Origin of the sequence: Paenibacillus sp. FSL H8-0457 (genome assembly GCF_038051935.1) — a bacterium.
GTDB classification, from domain to species: Bacteria; Bacillota; Bacilli; order Paenibacillales; family Paenibacillaceae; genus Paenibacillus_AQ; species Paenibacillus_AQ lautus_A.
This window is the reverse complement of record NZ_CP150293.1, coordinates 3,541,784-3,562,739: the sequence shown is the minus strand read 5'-3', so window position 1 is coordinate 3,562,739 and position 20,956 is coordinate 3,541,784. Positions and strand designations below refer to the sequence as shown.

At 51.2% G+C, this 20,956-nt stretch carries 10 protein-coding genes and 2 pseudogenes; 8 read left to right on the top strand and 4 right to left on the bottom strand.

Translation table 11 applies throughout. The features are described from left to right. The first annotated feature begins 24 nt into the window (after nucleotides 1-24). Together MHI43_RS15685 and MHI43_RS15680 are read left to right on the top strand one after the other, a co-directional pair. Complete coding sequence (locus MHI43_RS15685) at nucleotides 25-951, top strand: copper amine oxidase N-terminal domain-containing protein (RefSeq protein WP_015735307.1); 927 nt, start codon at nucleotides 25-27, stop codon at nucleotides 949-951. Nucleotides 952-980: 29 nt separating this feature from the next. Beyond that, nucleotides 981-1,526: a hypothetical protein gene (locus MHI43_RS15680; RefSeq protein WP_015735306.1), complete on the top strand. Its 546-nt coding sequence runs from the start codon at nucleotides 981-983 to the stop codon at nucleotides 1,524-1,526. 474 nt (nucleotides 1,527-2,000) lie between these two features. Here the strand turns inward: MHI43_RS15680 and MHI43_RS15675 are convergent. Continuing rightward, nucleotides 2,001-2,310: pseudogene (locus tag MHI43_RS15675) on the bottom strand (YbjQ family protein). A gap of 91 nt (nucleotides 2,311-2,401) precedes the next feature. Between MHI43_RS15675 and MHI43_RS15670 the strand changes: the two are divergent. Beyond that, nucleotides 2,402-2,872 (top strand): annotated as a pseudogene (locus tag MHI43_RS15670) (DNA cytosine methyltransferase). Nucleotides 2,873-4,124: 1,252 nt separating this feature from the next. Here the strand turns inward: MHI43_RS15670 and MHI43_RS15665 are convergent. Further along, the gene (locus tag MHI43_RS15665) at nucleotides 4,125-4,721 is read right to left on the bottom strand and encodes a hypothetical protein (RefSeq protein WP_235201788.1); all 597 of its coding nucleotides are present in this window, start codon (nucleotides 4,719-4,721) and stop codon (nucleotides 4,125-4,127) included. A 532-nt stretch (nucleotides 4,722-5,253) separates the two neighbouring features. Here MHI43_RS15665 and MHI43_RS15660 point away from each other — a divergent pair. After that, nucleotides 5,254-7,560, top strand: a complete 2,307-nt coding sequence (locus tag MHI43_RS15660; protein WP_162164394.1) for a stalk domain-containing protein — start codon at nucleotides 5,254-5,256, stop codon at nucleotides 7,558-7,560. A gap of 295 nt (nucleotides 7,561-7,855) precedes the next feature. On the opposite strand, the gene MHI43_RS15655 is transcribed toward MHI43_RS15660, so the two are convergent. Both MHI43_RS15655 and MHI43_RS15650 read right to left on the bottom strand, forming a co-directional pair. Continuing rightward, nucleotides 7,856-9,187: an extracellular solute-binding protein gene (locus MHI43_RS15655; protein ID WP_015735301.1), complete on the bottom strand. Its 1,332-nt coding sequence runs from the start codon at nucleotides 9,185-9,187 to the stop codon at nucleotides 7,856-7,858. 740 nt (nucleotides 9,188-9,927) lie between these two features. Beyond that, a complete protein-coding gene (locus MHI43_RS15650; protein ID WP_015735300.1) occupies nucleotides 9,928-10,821 on the bottom strand; it encodes an AraC family transcriptional regulator in 894 nt (297 codons plus the stop codon). 169 nt (nucleotides 10,822-10,990) lie between these two features. Between MHI43_RS15650 and MHI43_RS15645 the strand changes: the two genes are divergently transcribed. The 4 genes from MHI43_RS15645 to MHI43_RS15630 all read left to right on the top strand — a co-directional run bounded on the left by MHI43_RS15645 (nucleotide 10,991) and on the right by MHI43_RS15630 (nucleotide 20,945). Further along, on the top strand, nucleotides 10,991-12,298 hold the full coding sequence (locus MHI43_RS15645; protein ID WP_015735299.1) for an alpha-L-fucosidase: 1,308 nt from the start codon (nucleotides 10,991-10,993) through the stop codon (nucleotides 12,296-12,298). A 948-nt stretch (nucleotides 12,299-13,246) separates the two neighbouring features. Continuing rightward, a complete protein-coding gene (locus MHI43_RS15640) occupies nucleotides 13,247-16,486 on the top strand; it encodes a glycoside hydrolase family 2 TIM barrel-domain containing protein (protein WP_015735298.1) in 3,240 nt (1,079 codons plus the stop codon). Continuing rightward, a complete protein-coding gene (locus MHI43_RS15635; protein WP_015735297.1) occupies nucleotides 16,486-18,531 on the top strand; it encodes a beta-galactosidase in 2,046 nt (681 codons plus the stop codon). Before MHI43_RS15640 ends, MHI43_RS15635 begins: the two co-directional genes overlap by 1 nt. 5 nt (nucleotides 18,532-18,536) lie before the next feature. Continuing rightward, nucleotides 18,537-20,945, top strand: a complete 2,409-nt coding sequence (locus MHI43_RS15630; RefSeq protein WP_036663581.1) for a glycoside hydrolase N-terminal domain-containing protein — start codon at nucleotides 18,537-18,539, stop codon at nucleotides 20,943-20,945. Nucleotides 20,946-20,956: the final 11 nt, after the last annotated feature.

The following is a 20,956-nucleotide window of genomic DNA, read 5'->3' as shown; positions in this document are numbered from 1 at the left end:
CTGTAAAATTCAGGAGGTTTTTTGATGAAGAAATTAGTATTATTTTCTTTTGCTGTTCTATGTTCTTCGCTTTTGATACTTCCAACCAATGAGGCAGCCGCAGCAGTACAAAGTCTAAAAAGAACACAAGTTGTTGTGAATAATAATGACTTAGATTCAAAAGACATTCTCAACAAGAACAATCAGGTGTTTTTTAGCCTGACTTCACTCAAAGGTTTAGGTGACTTAACGTTTGCCTGGAATAATACTACTAAGCAAGCGACAGTGAAGGGGAGCGACACAAACTTGCAGTTGACTATGAATAATAAAGTAGCACAAAAAAATGGATCTCCAGTTTCATTAAGTACTGCTCCATTTATTCAAAACGGTAAAACAATGATTCCCTTACGTTTTGTTGCAGAAGCGTTGGACGGTTCAGTAACTTGGAATCAAAAGACCCAAACGGCGTTTGTTTCAAAACCAAGCACGAAACTGCTGACGGACGTTAAGAGTAGTGCATTAAGCACGGCCAGAAATGCTGCAATCAATCTTCCTAGAGTATCACAGCTCACGGAGGACTTTAAACCAATTATGGAAGCATCCAGTCTTCAATATTATTTTCCGGAAAACACCCATGACCGATTCATCGAGGTCAATAATAATGTAATCCGCTATTATAAAATTACGAAGAACACAGCTTACCTTAAGTGGCAAGCTTTCATTAGCGAAAAGACCACTACGCAAGATAACCTTTATTTCATAAACCGCGCCTTTATAAAAGAGAACGGTTCCCTACCAAATTTTAAAGATACGACATTCGCCAACTTTCGCTGGATGCCTCATATTACTTCTACTGGATATGGTTTAATCACTAAGGAGAATTGGAATGACGTTGTTTTTAAACAAGCCGAACTGCCTCAAACTAATCTGAAGGAAAACTATATTATTGTTGACATTCCAGAAGAAAAATAATTAGAAATTGTCATTAAAAGGAGTTTGCAGTGGACGCAATTATCATAACGCCGCATGTCGGTATCGGTCCTTTTCGGCTAGGGATGTGCAGGGAAGAGGTGGAGCGGACTTTCCAGAGTTTGGGTCATTTGAGAGCTGATAATGGCATACCCGGTAATCCTAGCTATATAGAAATTCTGTTTATGCGCGAACATTTCGAATACGATGCCAATAGCCGGGTGAAGTTCATTCAACTGATAAATCCGCAATACTCGGGTAACATCTGTATTCCCTGCCTGTTTCAAGGTGTGGACGTCTTCACGACCAAGGCAGAGGATTTGATCCACACGTTTAGCAAATATTATTCAATGGTCGGAGATGTTGATCCGAGGACGGGATTTTCCTTTGCCATTCAAGAACTTGAGCTGTGCTTCTGGCGAGAAGGCATTATGAATGATGAAATCATAAAAGACCCGGGTTTTCTGGAGATGAGCGAGGAGAATCAGGAGCTCGAGAAGCGGTATTTCTATTTTACGACCGTATCGATTGGAGCGCTGGGATATTTCGACTTCATGGATGATTACCCAGGCAGTTAAGCAATGCGTACTCTAAAAACTAGGAGAAAGCGGGCTAATCGCCTTACTCCCTAATTCGAGCCCGCATGAGGATCGAAGAGCATGAAAATGATCTTTAAACTAACGGGATACAGTAGCCCAATCATGACAGGACGGCAGCCGACGAAAATATTCGGCTGCCGTCAGTTGCGTTCGGGCAGTAAACGTTAATAAAAAAATAAACCCGGCATAATCGGTCCGGTTTAGCAATGCCCTATGTAAAAAAAGTATGATAACATGTTCTCCTCAATAGCCAGCCGGCCGCACGGCCTCCTTCTTAACATCCTAGAATAATTCTTGTTTGTACGTCCTGTTTTCCCCATGAAAAAAACTCCCTCCAGCAGACAACCGTAAGTCCATCTTAACAGGTGTTTCTTTTTCGTTGTCCACCATGAGGGGGGAATACCATATATGCTGCTTTTTTGTTTTAAATGTGGCAAATTGTCACTGTATCGGCTATACCACTACTGCGGTTCCGCTGACGGCCACCCTCAGCATTCCCTCACAAATAACTTCATAGTCGATGTCACCGCTATAATGGCGTTTGCCCCCAGGCGCACGGCTCGATCTTCCACTCGACAAACGCTGCATCCCTTGCTTCCTGCAGCTTGTTTTCGTATGCCCCCGAGCGCCCGCCGACAATATCGGTAATGGAGGCCAGAAAGTCCCTCGCTACATTAGCGCCCATAATGACTTCGCCGGTCACAATACCGATATACCTTTGAACAGGGTAACCTTCAATGGTGTAAGTCTCATTTGTAACCATTAGAACGACCGATTTGATCGATTTACGCACAGAAGGACTTACCGGGGGGCTTGTTTGGAAGTATCAAAGGATTATCGCTCTTAATAAACCAATGGCATTTCTCTTAGAGAATGTATCCAATATGGCTCTGTAGCACAAAGACACCTTATATAGGCTCCTATCTTCTTTTACCGACATTGGGTATTACAATATGGGGTTTCGGCTTTTAAACGCTGCTGATTTCGGGGTTTCCCAAAGCCGGGAACGTTTGTTTATCGTAGGGATTCGAAAGGATTTAGGATTCTTTTTTGATTTCCCTGAACCGCCGCTAATTCGGCGAACTGTTCATGAAGCCATTGGGGACCTGCCACAGGCCGCAACGGTAACCAAGAATACCTACGAGCAACCGTTAGTTCCTAATCATACAACCAATTGGGCGAGTCCTAGTCCGGAAAGGTTACATGCCGTTATCCTTAACCCAAGGAACCAGAGGAGAGGGATGCGAAGACTACAATGGGAGGATGTAAGTCCAACCTTGACCGCTCATATAGCAAAAGATGGTCGTGAGTTCCTTCATCCTTGATCCAAGCAAGTGAGTAAGCGGGGAGGATTGTGTCACATGACTCAAATATCTAGAGAAAGATTAGAAAATCTCTTTCGTGAAGTAAATGCTTCCTGGAGTTTTGAAGATTCGGCTTTGTCTGCTCATGAAAAGGATCTATTATTTCAGAGACTTCTCGGAGATCTAACGGACGAGGACTATAATAAGGCGATTATGGAGTTCATTAGCTCTCTATCCTAATCCAATTCCCAATAAAAAACGAAGCCCTGATTCCGTGGAATCAGGGCTTATTTGAGTACGTTCCTTCAGTTGAGGGTACGGTTTCAGACGCGGGGATTCGTGTCAGTTACGCTAGTACTATCCCTATGACCATCATAATCAATCAAGGTGTAAAAAATGACTAATAGACCATTTCAACTTGGGTTTCGGACATAAAGTAACCTTTGGGTGACTTTATGTCACCCTGTTTTTGGATCTATCTGATTTTGGGTCCAGGTCATAATAAACTATTTAATTATGATTCAACAGGATCTTCATTTTAGGGTGAGTACATGGTTATTTCTATGATGGATTCAATTAAACGAACAATCGTGAAAACGGTTAGAATTAAAGCAGATGAATACGTGTAAAAGTTGTTGTTAGTAATGTATTCGAGGACAATTCCCCCAAACAGAAAACAGAATTTCAGAATATTGTCTACATTCGTAAGACGGAAACTATGGCTCGACGCTTACAGCCGCAAGGTATTCAAGCTAATTTGTTGCTGCGAAAGTTGAGTTAGTAAAATCGACTTCGAAAACGAAAAAATAATTATTATAAAATTACCAAGAGCACGTTGCACCGCCTCTTATAAGATGCCGTTCGCGAACTCAGCACGAATGGGGCAAAGCGCAAAGAGCAAAATCTTTTAACTATTAAGCAATATCCGCTAGAGTTTCTCAATTGTGAAGTCCGTATAATATGAGAAGAATAGAGCGCTTACAAGGAAAGATCTTCAAATTTTTGTCTGTGACGACAAACGACTTCTAGAGGGGGGGATAAAGGAGGGCCAATCCTTGTTGATGAGGACTACGCCGGGACCGTAAGAGGTTCGTGGATGCTAGAGGACAAAAGCTTGGTAATCGGAATGAGGAATGAATATAGTCTCTCGGAACATCATTAGAGGTGAAATTGGAAGAAGAAGACAGTTGGAGCTGGAAAGTATGGAAATTGAAAACCAGTTTCAAGAATGGGCAGACTTCGACAATTTAGGCGAAACGCTTTTTTGAAAAACTTAAGCGACAGTAGGGCAAATGGTAGCTTTCAGCTTGTCCCATTCATCTTTCTGGCTTACATACCAGGCATACATGTGCTGGCAGGTCATAATGCCGTAGATGCGAATGTACCACATCATCGTCGAGCGGTGCCTACCGGATTCGAACTTGTAATCGATCTTCTCCTGCTTGTTGGAACGCTCAATGGACGTGCAGCGTTTGTAAATCAACCTCCACTTCTCCGACCCGCGAGCGGTTCTGGGAAACAGGCGAAGATTATCGCTGCTGTGTGTATGGTATGTCCGCCCGTATTTGGCATCGGAGTACCCCCGCAGGTCAAAGAGCATCTCCACTTGCGGCGATCCTGGTGTTTTCTTATCCGCGTGACGCATCATCCATGTGACAAGACGGTTCACTCTGCCCGGTGTAGCCGTAGGCGCTTTCTCTCCTTTCTTCCCTTTCTTTGGTTTGCTCTTGCGTTTGGGTTGCTTCATCGGTTTAAGATTATTGCCTACCGCAAGCCAAAAGCGTCTGAAGAATTCATAGAAGGTCCCGACGACAGGAAGATCGTCATAGTCGAAGCCGTAAAGAATGGCATAGATAGGTGTCCGCTTCAAGACATTTACACATTCGGTTAATCCCTTTTCAGGGTTGGTCAAAAGGAACAAGAAAAAGGATCGAAACATAGATGCTGGATCTCGAGGTTCAGGGCCCCGATCCGAGTAAGTGTCTCGAAGAAACGTTGTGAGGGGAGAAAGGTCAGTCATCCATAATTTTGCTAGAAGCGGCCAGTCTTTATTGATGATGACGATACCGGGCCCAATCTGAGTACGAAGTTGCTTAAGAACAAAGCCTTGGTAGTCCGCATGCGGAACAAAAATAGGTTTCAAGAGAAGCACTCTAATCGCGATTTATAGGTTGAAAAAGGAACCCTTACAACGCAATTTTGGAAAAATGAAGGATTTGTCAAGGCTTTTTCGAAGAAAATGACCAAATATTCTAGAATATTTCCCATAATGAAAAAAGGAAATTAATGAAAAAAACCCCTACGAAGTAGGAGGAGAGTAAGTTTGGTGGTACAAGAAACCCCTTGTCCCATCTGCCTCGGCGAATGCCGAGAGGCTATGAATGAATGCGGAGGGATTATTGATGAAGGCATCAAAAAAAGTTTCGGTTCTGATACTGGCACTCTTACTTCCATTGATTGTGATTTTCTCTACGGCAGTTCCGGCTGCGGAATCCTACGAAATCGTCCCGCTCACAGATCCGGTTACGAATCCGGATACAACCGATGAGGTCAAAATCGACTTCCAGACCAAAGGGTCTCAAACGGCAGAAGGGTATCTGCCCGACAACGGGGATGCGTACGGCGAACGCGGGAATGGCTTTACGTATGGATGGACCCCAGGCATTGTTGGAGCCGCCAGAGATTACAGCTTAATCGAACCGGATCTTAAACTAGCAACCTTGAACCAATTTGGCCAAGGGATTATTTGGGAAATTGCCGTTCCGAACGGCAAGTATGAAGTGACGGTCAGCATAGGCGATATTCGATATCCGGACCAAATCAAAGGAAAATTGTTGCTCTTGGCTGAAGAGACCGTCATCTTCGAGAACAAACAAGTTGACGGCAAATGGGAACACGTCAAACCGATTGGACAAACTTACGTTTCCAAAACGGTAGAAGCGGATGTGACCGACGGCAAACTGACCCTCGATCCGAAAGATTCCGCCACGGAAAACATTAAGATCAACTACATTGAAATCAAGTCGCTTGACGTTCCGATTCCTATTGATCCCGTAGACCCTGTAATTGAAGAACCACGAGACATTGATAGGACTCCCGTAATCATTGTTGTCAATGGAGAAGAGGCGGAGTCGGATGTTCCGCCGGTTAGAGCGAACGGCCAAGTCATGGTACCTGTAGATATGATAGCTGAAGAATTTGGCGCTGATGTTGGTTGGAATGAGGAAAAGAATGCCGTTCTGATTAATTCAATGCCGAGTCAAGCAAGGCTCAAACAGCAGTCGACTCAGCTGATCGTGAACGGTTTGGAAATCGAATCGGAGGTTCGTCCATTTGTTCTGGATGGCAATTGGATGCTTCCTATTCGGGAAATATCCGAAGCCATGGCCTTGGACGTCTCCTGGGATGAGGCAACCCTGACGCTTCAAAGTAGTTTAAGGCCGCACACGGAACCTGCCATGGAGCTTCATGGGTGGGCCTCCGTGGAGGCTGATGGACAGGGCGGGACGACAGGCGGCGGCGATGCCGAACCTCGGACGGTGACAACGCTGGAAGAACTGGAACAACTGGCTGGAGACGACGAACCAAGAGTCATCGTCATTTCCGGAACGATCACATCCGGGGCTCAGCCTATCAGCGTAGGCAGCAACAAGACGATATTGGGGGAGGACCAGTACGCGACCATCCGCGGCGGCATCACCATAGACGATAGCAGCAACATCATTATTCGCCACTTGAACTTCCAAGGCATCTGGCCTATCTTCGGCCCTGCCGACGCGATCGCCGTGAGAAATTCGCATCATCTTTGGTTCGATCACTTGAACATCTGGGATGCCAGTGACGGCTTATTGGACCTCACCCAAGGAACTAACTACGTCACCGTTTCATGGAACAAGTTCTTTTACACCGATCCGGATAATCCTCACCGTATGGTCAGCTTGGACGGCGGAGGCGCGGAACATGATGCTACCGACACAGGCAAGAACAAGGTAACCTATCATCACAACTGGTTCGCCAACAATACCGATCAGCGGATGCCACGCGTCCTTTTCGGTCAGGCGCACGCCTACAACAACTACTACACGGCCAGTAACAACAATTACGCCATCGGCGTAGGCGTCTTCGCGTCGATGCTGGTGGAAAACAATTACTTCAAGAACGTAAAAAATCCGCACCAGTTTATGTACCCCGACCGTCGACCGGCGTACATCACGGCTACGGGCAATATTTATGACAACACAAGCGGATTAATGGATACGGGTGCCGTTACACCAGAGGGCTACGACAGCGTGGCGCCTTTTACCAATCCGCCCTACGCCTACGAACTGGATGATGCCGAGGATATTCCTTTTCTTGTTACTCGATATGCGGGTCTAATGGTCAACGAGGACATTACAGCGCCAGAAGCACCTGTTATTATAGCTCCGGCAGAGTCGGCGGAAATCCACATGCGTACTCCGAGCATAAGCGGAACGGCAGAACCGAGCAGCATCGTGACAATCACATTGACAGGCACTTCATCGGGATCGACAAAAAACGCAACGTTGACGACAACGGCTGAATCGAACAGTTCATTTAGTGCCGAATCAACAAGACTGAACAACGGAACGTATACCATCACCGCAACGGCAACCGATGCTGCAGGCAATGTAAGCCACGCTTCGATCAATCGTTCAATTAGAATAAAAGGACAGGCTGACAAGAAGTAAATTAATAGAGGGTTTGAACGAGCAACTCCGCTTCCGACCTGTTCCGAATTTTATCAGCGCTTAAGAAGACTATAGCTCAATAAACCATGTGGCAGCCGGTCTCGTGACCGGCTGTCTTTTTTAGATGAAATAAGGGGAAGGGGGAGAAAAGTTGGTGGGTACATCTCACTAATTTCATCGCAGATTAAATCAAGCAGTTGGTCACCAGGGGGAGCAGATTGCCCTCTATCGCCATAGTTGAATGGATCGCGATAGGAAACCCCCGACTCCATATTCAGAGTCGGGGGTTTTCCCGTTACTTCAATTTTTCCATTTCCTGATCAACCGTTTGTTGCCCCAGTTCTTGTACCTCTCTTAGGATTGTATTGACATCTTTTTGCCCTGTTACAAGTTCAGTTACTTTGTCATTCATTAAGTCAACGATGTGATCTTCTAATGGATGTAATTGACGCATTGGAGCATTTCCGTTCACATACACTGCGTCGAAGTTTTTATCTTGGTCTGGATGGTTTTCAAATGCAAGATCTTTAACCTGCTGTGATTTCAATGGAGAAATCTTTCCTTTTTTTGATACTTCCATTTGGAACTCTTCAGACGTTAAATATTTTAAAATTTGCATTGCCGCATCTTTATTTTCGGAAATGGAAGTAATACCAGCATAGTTGGCGTAAGGTTGAGTGCCATTATCCGGAAGATCTTTGAAGACCGGCATCGAAACCATGTCCCAGTTCAGCGGAAGTTGTTCTTGCGAAACCGCGATCCATTCGGTTAAAAATACATACATGGCGGAAACGCCTGCTGCTCCTCTAAAGTGATCATGACTTGGGAAATTTGCTTTAGCCATTTCCTGCACGCCAGGATTTCTGCTCAATTCAGTGAAGAGGTTAAGAATCCTCTTCCAATTATCGTTGTCTACCGTCACCTTGTTAGTTTCCGGATCAATGAAACCTTGCGATAAGGAATTCATGCGGAAGTAGTGCTTCGGAGACATCCAAAGTCCCATATACTGCGTTCCGTTTTCATTCCGATCGAATTGATGGGCGAGTGCAAACGTCTCCTCCCACGTCATGCCATCTTTCGGATATGGAATCCCGAATTTGTCGAATAAATCTCGGTTATAGAACAAAACAAGAGAATCGTTAAAAATAGGAAGGCCGTAAAGTTGGTTATCAAACGTGGCAGATTCAATAAACCCCGGGGCAAACGAAGCTAAGTCAACTCCATGTTTTTTAGCTAGCTCCGTCATATCATAAGTCAACTTCATCGGTTCGTATGCATTCAAAAATCCACCGGCTCTTGTGAAGTAAATATCAAACTTCGTTTGAGCGGCTACTAGTTGTTCCAATGAAAGTCCTCTATTCGAAATATGGTTAATCGTGTATGTAGGGAACTTTTTCTTCACGTAACTCCCTACATTTGCTTCAAATTCTTCATCGGAAAATATTGTAGAAAATGTGACTTCGGCATTTTCCGGCGCCGGAGGTTCTGCTGTCGGATCATTACCGCCCGACGGCGCAACAGTACCCTCAGTATTAACAGTACCTTCAGTATTACCGTTAGTACAAGCTGCAATTATACTTAAAATCAGAATAATTACCAACAGCAGTCCCATTCTTCTTTTCAACATTTCGTTTTCCCTCCCTTAGTTTGAAGTGGATAATCCTAAAACCCGAATCCAGACCACCCCCTCTCAAAGTCTGTGCCGTTGCCTGTAAGCGCATACAAGTTTTGCGTTCGCGTTTGCAAGTATCTGGCACTATTGTATAGGAGTGTTTCCATCAAAAATATACGGCTATAATCGTAAATATAGGGCGATCGAATCTATTGTTGATTCTCGGAACCGGGTATTGGACGGTGCTGCTCTTAATCGACAGCCCATCAAGAGGGACGATACGAGAACGCTGTGGATTATGATATCAAAAGGAAATGCAAAAAAAACAGGACCGCTTCCCTGAAACTGGAACGCGTTCCGAGTCTTTACTTGCTATCCATGTTGGACAATGCCGTTAAGCTAGGCAAGTATCGGATTGATTAAGTCGGCCAGTTTTGGAGCAATTCCTCTAAGATAGGGCAAGAAGGTTTTCTTCCTTATGTTGAAGTGAAGAAAGAACAGAATATTAATCTGCTCGGAATGGCTTATTTTAAAGACGCAAAGATGGTAGAGACAATAAAGCCGTTTGAAATTGCAGGGTATATGGGAATTAAAGGGCGGCGAGTTTCTTGAGGGGATAAGGAGCGCTGACAAGAGGCTTACAAAAATTTGAAGTAAGCGTATACACAGAGGTCCGGCGAGTCGGCCGAGATCGTCTTCGAGCTGGATCGGCGGGCGTTCTCCATCTGGAGCACACCCGCCAATCGATGTGCGGTTTATGAGAGTCCCCGCGCATACCGCTTCCGGCATTGCGAAGGGGAATGCCTCTTGTACTGCCTGAACATTTGACTGAAATAATTGACACTGCCGAAGCCGACTTTAAACGCGATTTCCGTGATCGGATCGGAGGAATGGATTAATAATTGCTCGGCGGCGTTGATTCGGAGCAAATTGACGTACTCCACGAACGTCTTGCCGGTTACCTTCTTAAAGGTTCTGCAAAAGTGGTATTCGCTCAAATTGACGATGCCGGCTGCTTGCTGTACGGTGAGCTTCTCTGGATAATGCCGCTCCACAAACGCTATAAGCTCTTTGAATCTATCGGTTAATTCCGCGCCTACCGTATCTGCGGAACCGGTTGGTCCATGCAGATGGTGATGGCGGGATAAATGTACGAGCAGCAGATGCAGCATGGACTGGATCGCAACCTGATAGCCTATAGCCTGCTGCTCGTATTCGGCGATCATCTGCTTGACAATACCAGCGATGAGCGAATTATACGCATCCGTTACCGGCAGAAGGATGGGAAAAAAACGTTTTCCGGAAGCATAAGGATTTGTGATTTGCACATGACTGGAGCCTGCCACTCGGCTTTCGGCTAGCACGGAATGAAAGACCAGCGCGTAATATTCCACCTGATGCTCGTCATCCGCAAACCCCGTATGGATCATGCCCTTGTTCACGAACATCAAATCGCCAGGTTCCGGTTTAACCGTCTCGGAGCCGATATAGAAGGTCGCGTTTCCCCTGATAAAATAGATGAGTTCCAAGTCATCATGCCAATGCAGGTGCAGTACTTCCTTGCCGGGCGGAATGATGTGGAAGACGTCAAACGGAAAGTCCTGATCGCGATGCGGGACGTCTTGCTTGATTTGATAAGGATTTGTCATGCCGCAGTCCCCTCGAAAAGCAATATCCCTTAACTTTACAGCAATATCAGCTAGAGAACTTTTAATAGGAAGCATCTATAATTATAGACTATCAACCGCTGGAATGAAAGTAATGAAAGCGATATCCAAAACAAGAACAGCCAAATAACGGTTACGGGAGGATTATCGAATGGGATTTGAAATTGAGCAGACAACAGGGGATTCAAGCTGGTATACGCATGATCGTTTCGGCATGTTCATTCATTGGGGCTTGTACTCGCTGGGCGCCAGGCACGAGTGGATGAAGGGCCGGGAATTTATGACGAATGAGCAGTACGACAAATATTTCAAGCGCTTTGACCCGGATTTGTACGATCCCGAGCTATGGGCTACTCTTGCATCGGACGCCGGCATGAAATATTTCGTAGTCACCACGAAGCATCATGAAGGCTTTTGCTTATGGGATTCGGCTCTGACTGATTACAAAGCGACCAACACGCCGGCAGGCCGGGACCTGCTGACGCCGATGATAGAAGCATTCAAGTCAAAGAACATTAGGCCGGGACTGTATTACTCCCTGTTGGATTGGCATCATCGGCATTATACGCTCGATGTCAAACATCCGCTTCGATATAATAAGGAGTTTCTGGAAGACCAGAAGCACCGCGAATGGCAGAAGTATGTCGACTACATGCATGAGCAGACGAGGGAGCTGCTGACTAAATTCGGCAAGATTGATTTGATGTTTTTCGATTTCTCTATCCCGTCGGAACAAGGCTTCCCTGGCAAAGGCAAGGAAGAGTGGCAAAGCGAGAAGCTGGTGAAGCTTATTCGCGAGCTGCAGCCGCATATTTTGCTGAATGATCGCCTGCAGGTGAAAGGGGACATCACGACGCCGGAGCAATATCAACCGCGCGAGTGGATTCAAACGAACGGCAAGCGCGTTGTCTGGGAGGCGTGTCATACCTTCAGCGGCTCATGGGGGTATTACCGCGACGAAGAAACGTGGAAGAGCGTCGACACCCTTGTGAAAATGTTAATAGACACGGTAAGCAAGGGAGGCAATCTGCTTCTTAACGTCGGACCGACAGGTCGAGGTGAATTCGATGAACGTGCCATCGATCGTTTAAAGGGAATTGGCGAATGGATGAAACGCCACAGCAAGTCGATTTACGGCTGTACGGCCGCGCCGGAGGAGCTTCAATGTCCGGAAGATTGCCGTTTTACCTACAATCCGGAGAACAACCGTCTTTATCTGCACGTTTACAGCTGGCCTTTCAAGCATATTCATCTGCGCGGTTTGACGGGCATGGTGGAATATGCACAACTGCTGAACGATGCTTCGGAAATTAAAATGAAGCAAGGCGAAGAGGAAATGACGATGGAAGCGGGCGCTTTCAACGAGGGAAGGCCGCGCGATATCCTGACGCTGCTGCTGCCGGTCAAGAAGCCGAACGTAACCGTCCCTGTCATCGAGCTTTTCTTGAAAAGCCGATGAGTAGACCGAAGCTGGGGTTGCAGGGGCCGGTCATCGCCTGGCAGGACTCATGAGCCGGGGGAGTCGAGACACTATTTTTAACTAGCTGGTAGACGAATATGGCAATCTGTTATAGCAATTTTGTTACTGCAACCTGTCTAAGCAACCTATCAAAGTAACCTATCAAAGTGACCAGTCCTAGCAAACCTGTCTTAGCAACCTACCCTCAACAGAGCGGAGGTTGCTTTTGTTTTTTTAAAATATATGGCTCATGGAGGCTTTCAGACTCTAACGGTCAACACGGAGCCTAATCGCCTTTAAATGACCTCCTTCCGGATGTCACGTTTGCAGTGGAGCTTATTCGGCTGAAAGTAGGTCATTTTTGCGGATTTTGGTCACATAGCGTTCCTCATACAGGATGAAAAGCGCTCAAACAGGCCATTTAAGCGCTGTGGTAACCGTTGAATGCTGGAGAATCACTCCAACAGTGGTCTGCACATCGAGTGGGGCATTGTAGTCGAAATTAATGCTACATTCGGTGGTCTGAACGTCCAACGGGGGCATTGTGGTCGAAATTTATGCTACATTCAATGGTTTTCACGTCCAGTGGGCGCATTATGATCATAGATTTCGGCGGTCTAGTCGCTGCGTAGACGTGGATAGCATCGGCCGTTTCACCTTCGTGAAACCCCCCTATAAACACAGTTGAATTAGCCTATAAACGAAGTCTTGAAACCGTGTAAAGTGGTCTTCAAACAACAGAAGCATTTTACCCGCAAAAGGCTGTCATAAAGTAACGGGGAGGGCATTGCCTTTTCGGACGATCTTCTGCATTGGACGAAGTATCCCGAGCCGATTATTACGGTCGGCCAACAGTTGGATATGCGGTTTATAGCACGGATCCGGGCGCCTATCTCTTTCACGCAGCGATAGATGCCACGAAATTAGAAGTCAAGGAGCTGTAGAGACATGAGATTGCGATTCAATCAGGAGTCGCCGGATTATGAGAACCCGGACGTTTTGCAGATCCATGCCGAGCCGGCGGATGCGCGGGGCATTCCTTATCAAGATAGGGAGACGGCGCTGGCGGCAGCCGCAACCTGTGACAAGAACGCCTCCTCGTACGTCCAAATGCTTAACGGCGAATGGAAGTTCCATTACGCGGCATGCCCCCAGGATGCGCCGGAGCGGTTCTATGACGAATCGTTCGAGGGTGAGGATTGGGACGCCATTCCGGTGCCGTCGAACTGGCAGCTTCTCGGCTATGGAACGCCGTTGTACAGCAGCAGCAAATATCCGTTTCCGGTTGATCCGCCATTCATACCGAAGCAGAACCCCACAGGCTCTTACCTGCGAACGTTCGAGCTGCCGGAGCAAAGGGCGGGCGGCGACGTTTTTCTTGTATTTGAAGGCGTAGACTCCTCCTTTCACGTGTGGGTCAACGGCGAGGAAGCGGGCTTCGGTCAAGGCAGCCATAACCGGATGACGTTCAAGGTGACGGACTTGATCCGCCCAGGCGTCAACAAGCTGGCCGTTCGCGTCTACCAATGGTCAACCGGCAGTTACTTGGAGGATCAGGACAAGTGGCGGCTAAGCGGCATATTCCGCGAAGTTTACCTGCTGAGCTCGCCGTCGGCGGTCCGTCTGCGCGACGCCCGTATCCGGACACGGCTGTCCGAGTCGTACGACAGCGGCGTGCTCGAGCTTGGCTTAAGACTTGCGGCGTCTTCCGGCAGCAATGGGGAGGGCTATCAGATCAGGGCCGAGTTGCTGGATGACCACGAATCGACGGTCACGGCCAGCGTTGCCGGCGTTCCCTGCCAGATCGGGAGCTCACCGGAAGCAGACATCGCCGTAGAGCTTCCTGTTAGCGCTCCCAAGCTGTGGTCGGCGGAAGAGCCGAATCTTTATACGCTGCTCGTCACCTTATCCGGCGCGGAAGGACAAGTGGAGGAGGTATACCGGTACGCGGTCGGCTTCCGGGATATCCGGGTGCGGGACGGACGGCTCCTGGTCAACGGCAGGCCGGTCATCATCCGCGGGGTGAACCGGAACGAATTCGATCCCGAGCTCGGCCGCGTCATGACGATGGAAGCGATGATCGAGGACATCGAGCTGATGAAGCGCCACAACATCAATACGGTGCGATGCTCGCATTATCCGAATGACGAGCGCTGGCTCGACCTGTGCGACCGCTACGGCCTGTTCGTCGTCGACGAAGCGGACCTGGAGACGCACGGCTGCGTCTTTCTCGGCGAAATCAGCCGATGGATCGACAATCCCGATGAAAAAACAGCTTTCGAAAGCCGCCTGGCGAACGACCCGGCATGGAAAGAGGCGTTCATGGACCGGATCGTCCGGCTTGTCGAGAGGAACAAGAACCACCCGTCCGTCATCATCTGGTCGCTCGGCAACGAATCGGGCTACGGAGCGAATCACGCTGCGATGGCGGCTTGGGTACGGGAGAACGATCCAACGCGGCCGGTCCATTACGAGCGGGCTTACGATGCGCCCGTCGTAGACATTGTAAGCAGCATGTATCCTTCCGTGGATATGCTGATTGCGGAAGGCGAGAAATCGAACGAGACCCGGCCCTATCTGATGATTGAATTCGGGCATGCGATGGGCAACGCGCTCGGCAACCAGAAGGAGTATTGGGATGCGGTTTTCCGTTATCCGCGTCTGTGCGGAGGCTTGATCTGGGAATGGGCGGATCTGTCTTTGCTCCGGTGGAAGCCGGGCGGCGGCTTCGAATACGCTTATGGAGGCGACTTTGGCGACAGCCCCAACAGCGGTCACTTCTGCGTCGACGGCTTGTTGTTTCCAGACCGTACCGTCAAGCCGGCGCTTCTGGAGTTCAAGAAGGCCATCGAGCCGGTCAATGTGCTGCCGACCGATACGGATCGTCTGCTTCGGATCCGCAACCGGTACGATGTTGTCACGCTGGAGCATTTGGCGGTCAAATGGATCGTTTACCGGGAGGGAGTGGCGGTAGAGGAGGGAGAGCTGCAGCCGCTTGCGATTGCCGCGGGAGAAGAAGCGTTCGTCGCCGTTCCTTACCGGACGAATCCGGAGCTGAATCAGGAGCAGGAGCGAAGCGGCGGCGGAGAATATTGGCTCCATCTGAACTTCACGCTCCGCGAGGAGACATGCTGGGCGCCTGCGGGGCATGAAGTGGCGTGGGCGGATATTCCTTTGACTTCATCGGCGGCAACAGGAGCTTCCTTGCAGCCTGTATCGCAATCGGCGATGAGCGCCGTCGCCTTAGAAGATGGAAGCCGGTACGTCAAGGCAAGCGGAGCAGGGTTTTCGTTAACGTTCGACAAAGTAACCGGCGCGCTGGACCGTTGGGAGCATGACGGCTTACCCCTGCTGGAGTCGGGGCCCCGCATCCAGCTGTGGAGGGCGCCGGTCGACAACGATGTTCATCTTGCGAAAAAGTGGCGGGAGGCCGGCTATCATGAGCTGGAGACCCACGTCAGAACGATGGAAGCCCGCCATGCCGCTGGCGGGCGAGCCGTCCAGGTGCGGACGGAGACGGTCCTTGGGGTGAACGGCTTGCGGCCGGCGTTCGCGGCCGTTCAGCTCTACACCGTCTTCGGCAGCGGCGACGTGACGGTCGAAACGAGGCTCGAGCCGCTCAAGGAAGGGCTTCCGCCGCTGCCCAGGGTTGGACTCCGGTTCGTGATGCCATCACGGTTCGGTCATATGTCCTGGCTTGGCCTCGGTCCTCACGAATGTTATGCGGACCGCAAGGAAAGCGGCAAGCTGGGCTTGTACGAAGGAACCGTCGGCGAACAGGTTGTTCCGTACATTAAACCCCAGGAGAACGGCAGCAAGGCCGATGTCCGCTGGGCGAGCCTGACCGATGCTGGCGGAGCCGGGCTATTGGTTACGGGGACGGATGCCCCGCTCGGCCAGTTCGGCGCACGGCCGTATTCGACCGAAGCTTTGGGCGCCGCCCGGCATCATTCGGATTTGAAGCTTCTCGGCGCGACGGAAGTCAGCGTCGACTGGCGCCAGTCGGGGCTCGGCAATCACAGCTGCGGCTATGCGCCGACTCTGCCGGATTATTTGATTCCAGCAGAGCCGGTCTCGTTCACGATTCGATTGAAGCCGATCGTTGCGGGTCCGGAGCGGGTCAACGGCGCTAGGCTGCGATTGCCGGAGCGGATCGAGTGGGAAACAAAGGAGAAGGAGCGAGTGTAATGAACGGTTTGCCTAATAAGATACTGTACGGCGGGGACTACAACCCGGAGCAATGGCCTCGCGGCGTGTGGGAAGAGGACATGCGGCTGTTCAAGCTCGCCGGAATCGACATCGCCACCGTCAACGTTTTCTCCTGGGCGCGCAATCAGCCGGACGAGGAGACGTACCGCTTCGAATGGCTGGACGACGTCCTCGATATGCTGCACGCGAATGGGGTTCGCGCTTGCCTCGGGACCGGCACCGCGGCCCATCCCGCCTGGATGGCGCGCGCGTATCCGGACGTGCTGACCGTGGACTCGCAGGGCCGCAAGAAAAAGTACGGACGGCGTCATAATTCCTGCCCGAACAGCCCGACCTTCCGCCTCTATTCGGAGCGGATGGCGCGGAAGCTGGCGGAACGGTACAAGGATCACCCGGCTTTGCTGCTGTGGCATGTCAACAACGAGATGGGCTGGCGGTGCTATTGCGACAACTGCGAGCAGGCGTTTCGAGTCTGGCTGCGGGAGCGCTATGAAACGCTCGATGCGCTTAACAACGCTTGGTACACCTCGTTCTGGGGCCATACGTTTTACGACTGGGAGGAGATCGTGCTGCCGAGCCAGCAGAGCGAGCATTTCAGCGCGTTCGGCCATGAAGCGACGGCTTTCCCGGCGATGTCGATCGATTACGACCGTTTCAACTCCGACAGCTTTTTGGCCTGCTACCAATTGGAGCGCGACGCGATTAAAGCCGTCATTCCGGATGCGGTCGTGACGACCAATTTCCAGAGCAACGGCACCTATAAGCCGCTAGATTATTTCAAATGGGCCAAGGAGCTGGATGTCGTCGCACTGGACAGCTATCCGGAGAGCGGCACGCCGATGAGCCAAATTGCGATGCGGCACGATCTGATGCGGGGGCTGAAACAAGGCAAGCCGTTCCTGCTGATGGAACAGAGCCCCAGCCAATTGAACTGGAGGGAAGTCAATCCGCTTAAGCGGCCCGGCGTCATGCGGCTGTGGAGCTACCAGGCGGTCGCGCGCGGCGCGGAAGCGGTCATGTTTTTCCAGCTCAGACGATCCGCGGGCGCCTTCGAGAAGTTTCACGGGGCCGTTATCGACCATGCCGGCCATGAGCATACGCGCGTCTTCCAAGAATGCGCCGAGCTCGGACAAGAGCTGCAGCGATTGGGCGATGCGCTGATCGGAGCGAGAACGGCTTCGAAGGTTGCCATCGTGTTCGATTGGGACAATTGGTGGGCGCTCGAGCATTCCAGCGGGCCAACGACGCGGCTCAAATATTTGCAGCAGATTCAGCGCTATTACGATGCCTTCTACAGTCTTAACGTGCAAGTCGATATGATCGGCACGGAGACAAGGCTTGACGAATACGCGCTGGTCGTTGCGCCCGTGCTGTACATGGTCAAACCGGGCTTCGCCGAGAAACTGGAGACGTATGCGGCTAGCGGCGGCACGTTCGTGACGACGTTCTTCAGCGGCATCGTGCAGGAAACCGATCTGGTGACGCTCGGCGGTTATCCCGGCGAGCTTCGGAAGCTGCTCGGCATCTGGGTGGAAGAAATCGATCCGCTGTTTCCGGGCCAGTCGAATTTTCTCGTCATGCAAGGAAAAACCAGCCTGCCGGCTGTCACGTATAGCTGCTCATTAATATGCGAGCGTCTGCATACGGAGGGCGCGGAAACCGTCGCCGTTTATGGCGCGGATTTCTATGCAGGGATGCCCGCGATTACGCGCAATACATTCGGCAAGGGTGAAGCCTGGTACATATCGTCCGATCCGGAAGAACGGTTTTTGATCGATCTGTTCTCCGAGCTGACGACCAGGAACAATATCGTTCCGGTTGCCGCGACGCCTCCCGGCGTGGAAGCGAGCGCCAGGGTGAAGGACGGCAAAAGGTACTTGTTTCTGCTAAACCATAATGACCAGCCGGCGAAGGTCAATGTTGGCAAGGCGCCGCTGCGCGAGCTGCTCGGTGGCTCGGACGTGAGCGGGGAAGCCTCGCTTCCCGCCCACGGCGTCTGGATTCTGGAAGAGCGAACGGAGTGATGGGTATGAAGACGGTTGACGGTTTGGGAACATACGAAGGAATGCTGTGGTATCGCAATCCTGCTGCGGAATGGGTGGACGCGCTCGCCGTAGGAAACGGCCGGCTGGGAGGCATGGTGTACGGCGGGATTTTTCGGGAACGCATCTCGCTAAACGAGGATACGTTATGGTCGGGACATCCGTACGATCCGAATAACCGGGAGGCGGCAGCCTATTTGGAGACGGTACAGAAGCTCGTATTCGAAGGGAAATACCCGGAAGCCCAGCGGACGATCGAAGAGCATATGCTGGGGCCGTGGTCCGAGTCCTATCAGCCGCTAGGCGACTTGTATCTCGAGCTGGAGGAGACCGGCAAAGCGGAGCATTACAGGCGCGAGCTTGACCTGAACGATGCGGTCTGCCGGACGCGGTTTACATTGAACGGGGTTCGGTATGTGCGCGAAACGTTCGTTTCCGCGGTCGATCAGGTCATGGTCGTGCGTTTTACCGCCGATCAGCCCGGCCGGATAGCCGTTTCTGCATCGCTTGACAGTCAGCTGCGGCATCAGGCGCTCCGGGTCTCCGCCGATAAGCTTGCGATGAAGGGACGAAGCCCGTCGCATGTGGAGCCGCTTCATGCCCGGAGCAACGATCCGGTCATCTATGAGGAAGGACGGGGCATCCGCTTCGAGGCGCAGCTGCTCGCCCTGCCGGAAGGCGGAGCGACGACGGAGGACGGGGAAGGACGGATCCGGATCGAAGGCGCGGACGCCGTAACCTTCCTCCTGGCGGCGTCGACCAGCTTCAATGGGTTCGACAAGAATCCCGTCCTGGAGGGGCGAAACCCCGCCGAGCTATGCCGCTCCTGCCTGGATGCGGCTGCCAAGCTTTCCTACGGCGAGCTGCTGGACCGGCACGTCCAGGATTACAGGGCGCTATACGGACGGGTGGAGCTTGAGCTTGATGCCCCCGGTCTGCAGCATCTGCCGACCGACGAACGAATTCGGGCGCTTCGCGAAGACAAGACAGACGAGCAGCTAGCCGTTCTATTTTTCCAATTCGGAAGGTATTTGCTTCTATCGTCGTCCCGGCCGGGAACGCAAGCGGCGAACTTGCAAGGGATCTGGAATCAGTCGATGAGACCGCCGTGGTCGTGCAACTATACGGTCAACATTAATACGCAAATGAATTATTGGCCAGCCGAGGTATGCAATCTTGCGGAATGTCACGAGCCGCTCTTCCGTCTATTGGAGGACTTGCGGATTGCCGGCAGGGAAACGGCGTCTGCCCATTATAAGGCAAGAGGCTGGGTCAGCCATCATGCCGTTGACCTTTGGCGAATCACGACGCCGTCCGGCGGCCCGTCGGGCGGCCCCGCAAGCTGGGCGTACTGGCCGATGGGGGGAGCTTGGCTCAGCCAGCATGTATGGGAGCATTACAGGTTCGGGGGAGACCGGACGTTTCTGAGCCAGGTCGGCTATCCGATCATGAAAGAAGCCGCGTTGTTTTTCCTGGACTACCTCGTCGAGGATGCGGACGGCTACTTAGTTTCCAATCCGTCCACCTCGCCGGAGAATACATTCGCCTTGCCGGACGGACGTAAAGCGGCCGTCAGCATGGACGCCACGATGGATATTGCCTTGCTCCGCGAGCTCTTTGGAAACTGCATGGAAGCGTCCGACCACCTGGGGATCGATCGGGAGCTGCGCCTTGAACTGGCCGCTGCAAGGGCGCGCCTTCGCCCATTCCAGATCGGCCGCCGCGGACAACTGCAAGAGTGGTTCTCGGATTTCGAAGAAGCGGAGCCCGGGCACCGGCATATGGCCCATCTCTATCCGCTGCATCCGGGCAGCGAGCTCGACCATCGACGCACCCCCGAGCTTGCTAACGCTTGCCGGGTATCGATCGACCTTCGGCTGCAGCACGAAGGGGAAGACGCGGTGGGCTGGTGCTTCGCCTGGTTGATCAGCCTGTTCGCGAGGCTGGATGACGGCGAGATGGCGCATCGTTATTTGACCAAATTGCTTAAAAATCCGTTTGACAATTTGTTCAACGCCCACCGGCATCCGAAGCTGACCTTTTATCCGCTTACGATCGAAGCCAATCTCGGGGCGACGGCGGGGATTGCCGAGATGCTGCTGCAGAGCCATGCCGGCGAGCTCAACCTGCTGCCCGCGCTGCCGGAGGCGTGGAAGGGAGGCCGCGTATCCGGATTGCGGGCGCGCGGCGGCTTTACGGTATCGCTGGCATGGACGGATCGCGCCCTTAGCGAAGCCGTCATAGCATCGGCAAATGGCGAGCACTGCCGAATTCGAACCGATGGCAATGTGCAGGTAACCGCCGGAACGGAAGCGGTCGAGGTTCGCGAGATCGCTCCTTGCGTCGTGGAGTTTCGAACGGAGCCGGGCGTAACCTATACGATTACGCGGTGCTAGACAGGCGCCAG

Excerpts from the sequence above, each read along its gene's own strand:
- MHI43_RS15685 (WP_015735307.1), top strand. The coding sequence starts at position 25 with ATGAAGAAATTAGTATTATTTTCTTTTGCTGTTCTATGTTCTTCGCTT.
- MHI43_RS15660 (WP_162164394.1), top strand. The coding sequence starts at position 5,254 with ATGAAGGCATCAAAAAAAGTTTCGGTTCTGATACTGGCACTCTTACTT.
- MHI43_RS15655 (WP_015735301.1), bottom strand. The coding sequence starts at position 9,187 with ATGTTGAAAAGAAGAATGGGACTGCTGTTGGTAATTATTCTGATTTTA.
- MHI43_RS15650 (WP_015735300.1), bottom strand. The coding sequence starts at position 10,821 with ATGACAAATCCTTATCAAATCAAGCAAGACGTCCCGCATCGCGATCAG.
- MHI43_RS15645 (WP_015735299.1), top strand. The coding sequence starts at position 10,991 with ATGGGATTTGAAATTGAGCAGACAACAGGGGATTCAAGCTGGTATACG.
- MHI43_RS15640 (WP_015735298.1), top strand. The coding sequence starts at position 13,247 with ATGAGATTGCGATTCAATCAGGAGTCGCCGGATTATGAGAACCCGGAC.
- MHI43_RS15635 (WP_015735297.1), top strand. The coding sequence starts at position 16,486 with ATGAACGGTTTGCCTAATAAGATACTGTACGGCGGGGACTACAACCCG.
- MHI43_RS15630 (WP_036663581.1), top strand. The coding sequence starts at position 18,537 with ATGAAGACGGTTGACGGTTTGGGAACATACGAAGGAATGCTGTGGTAT.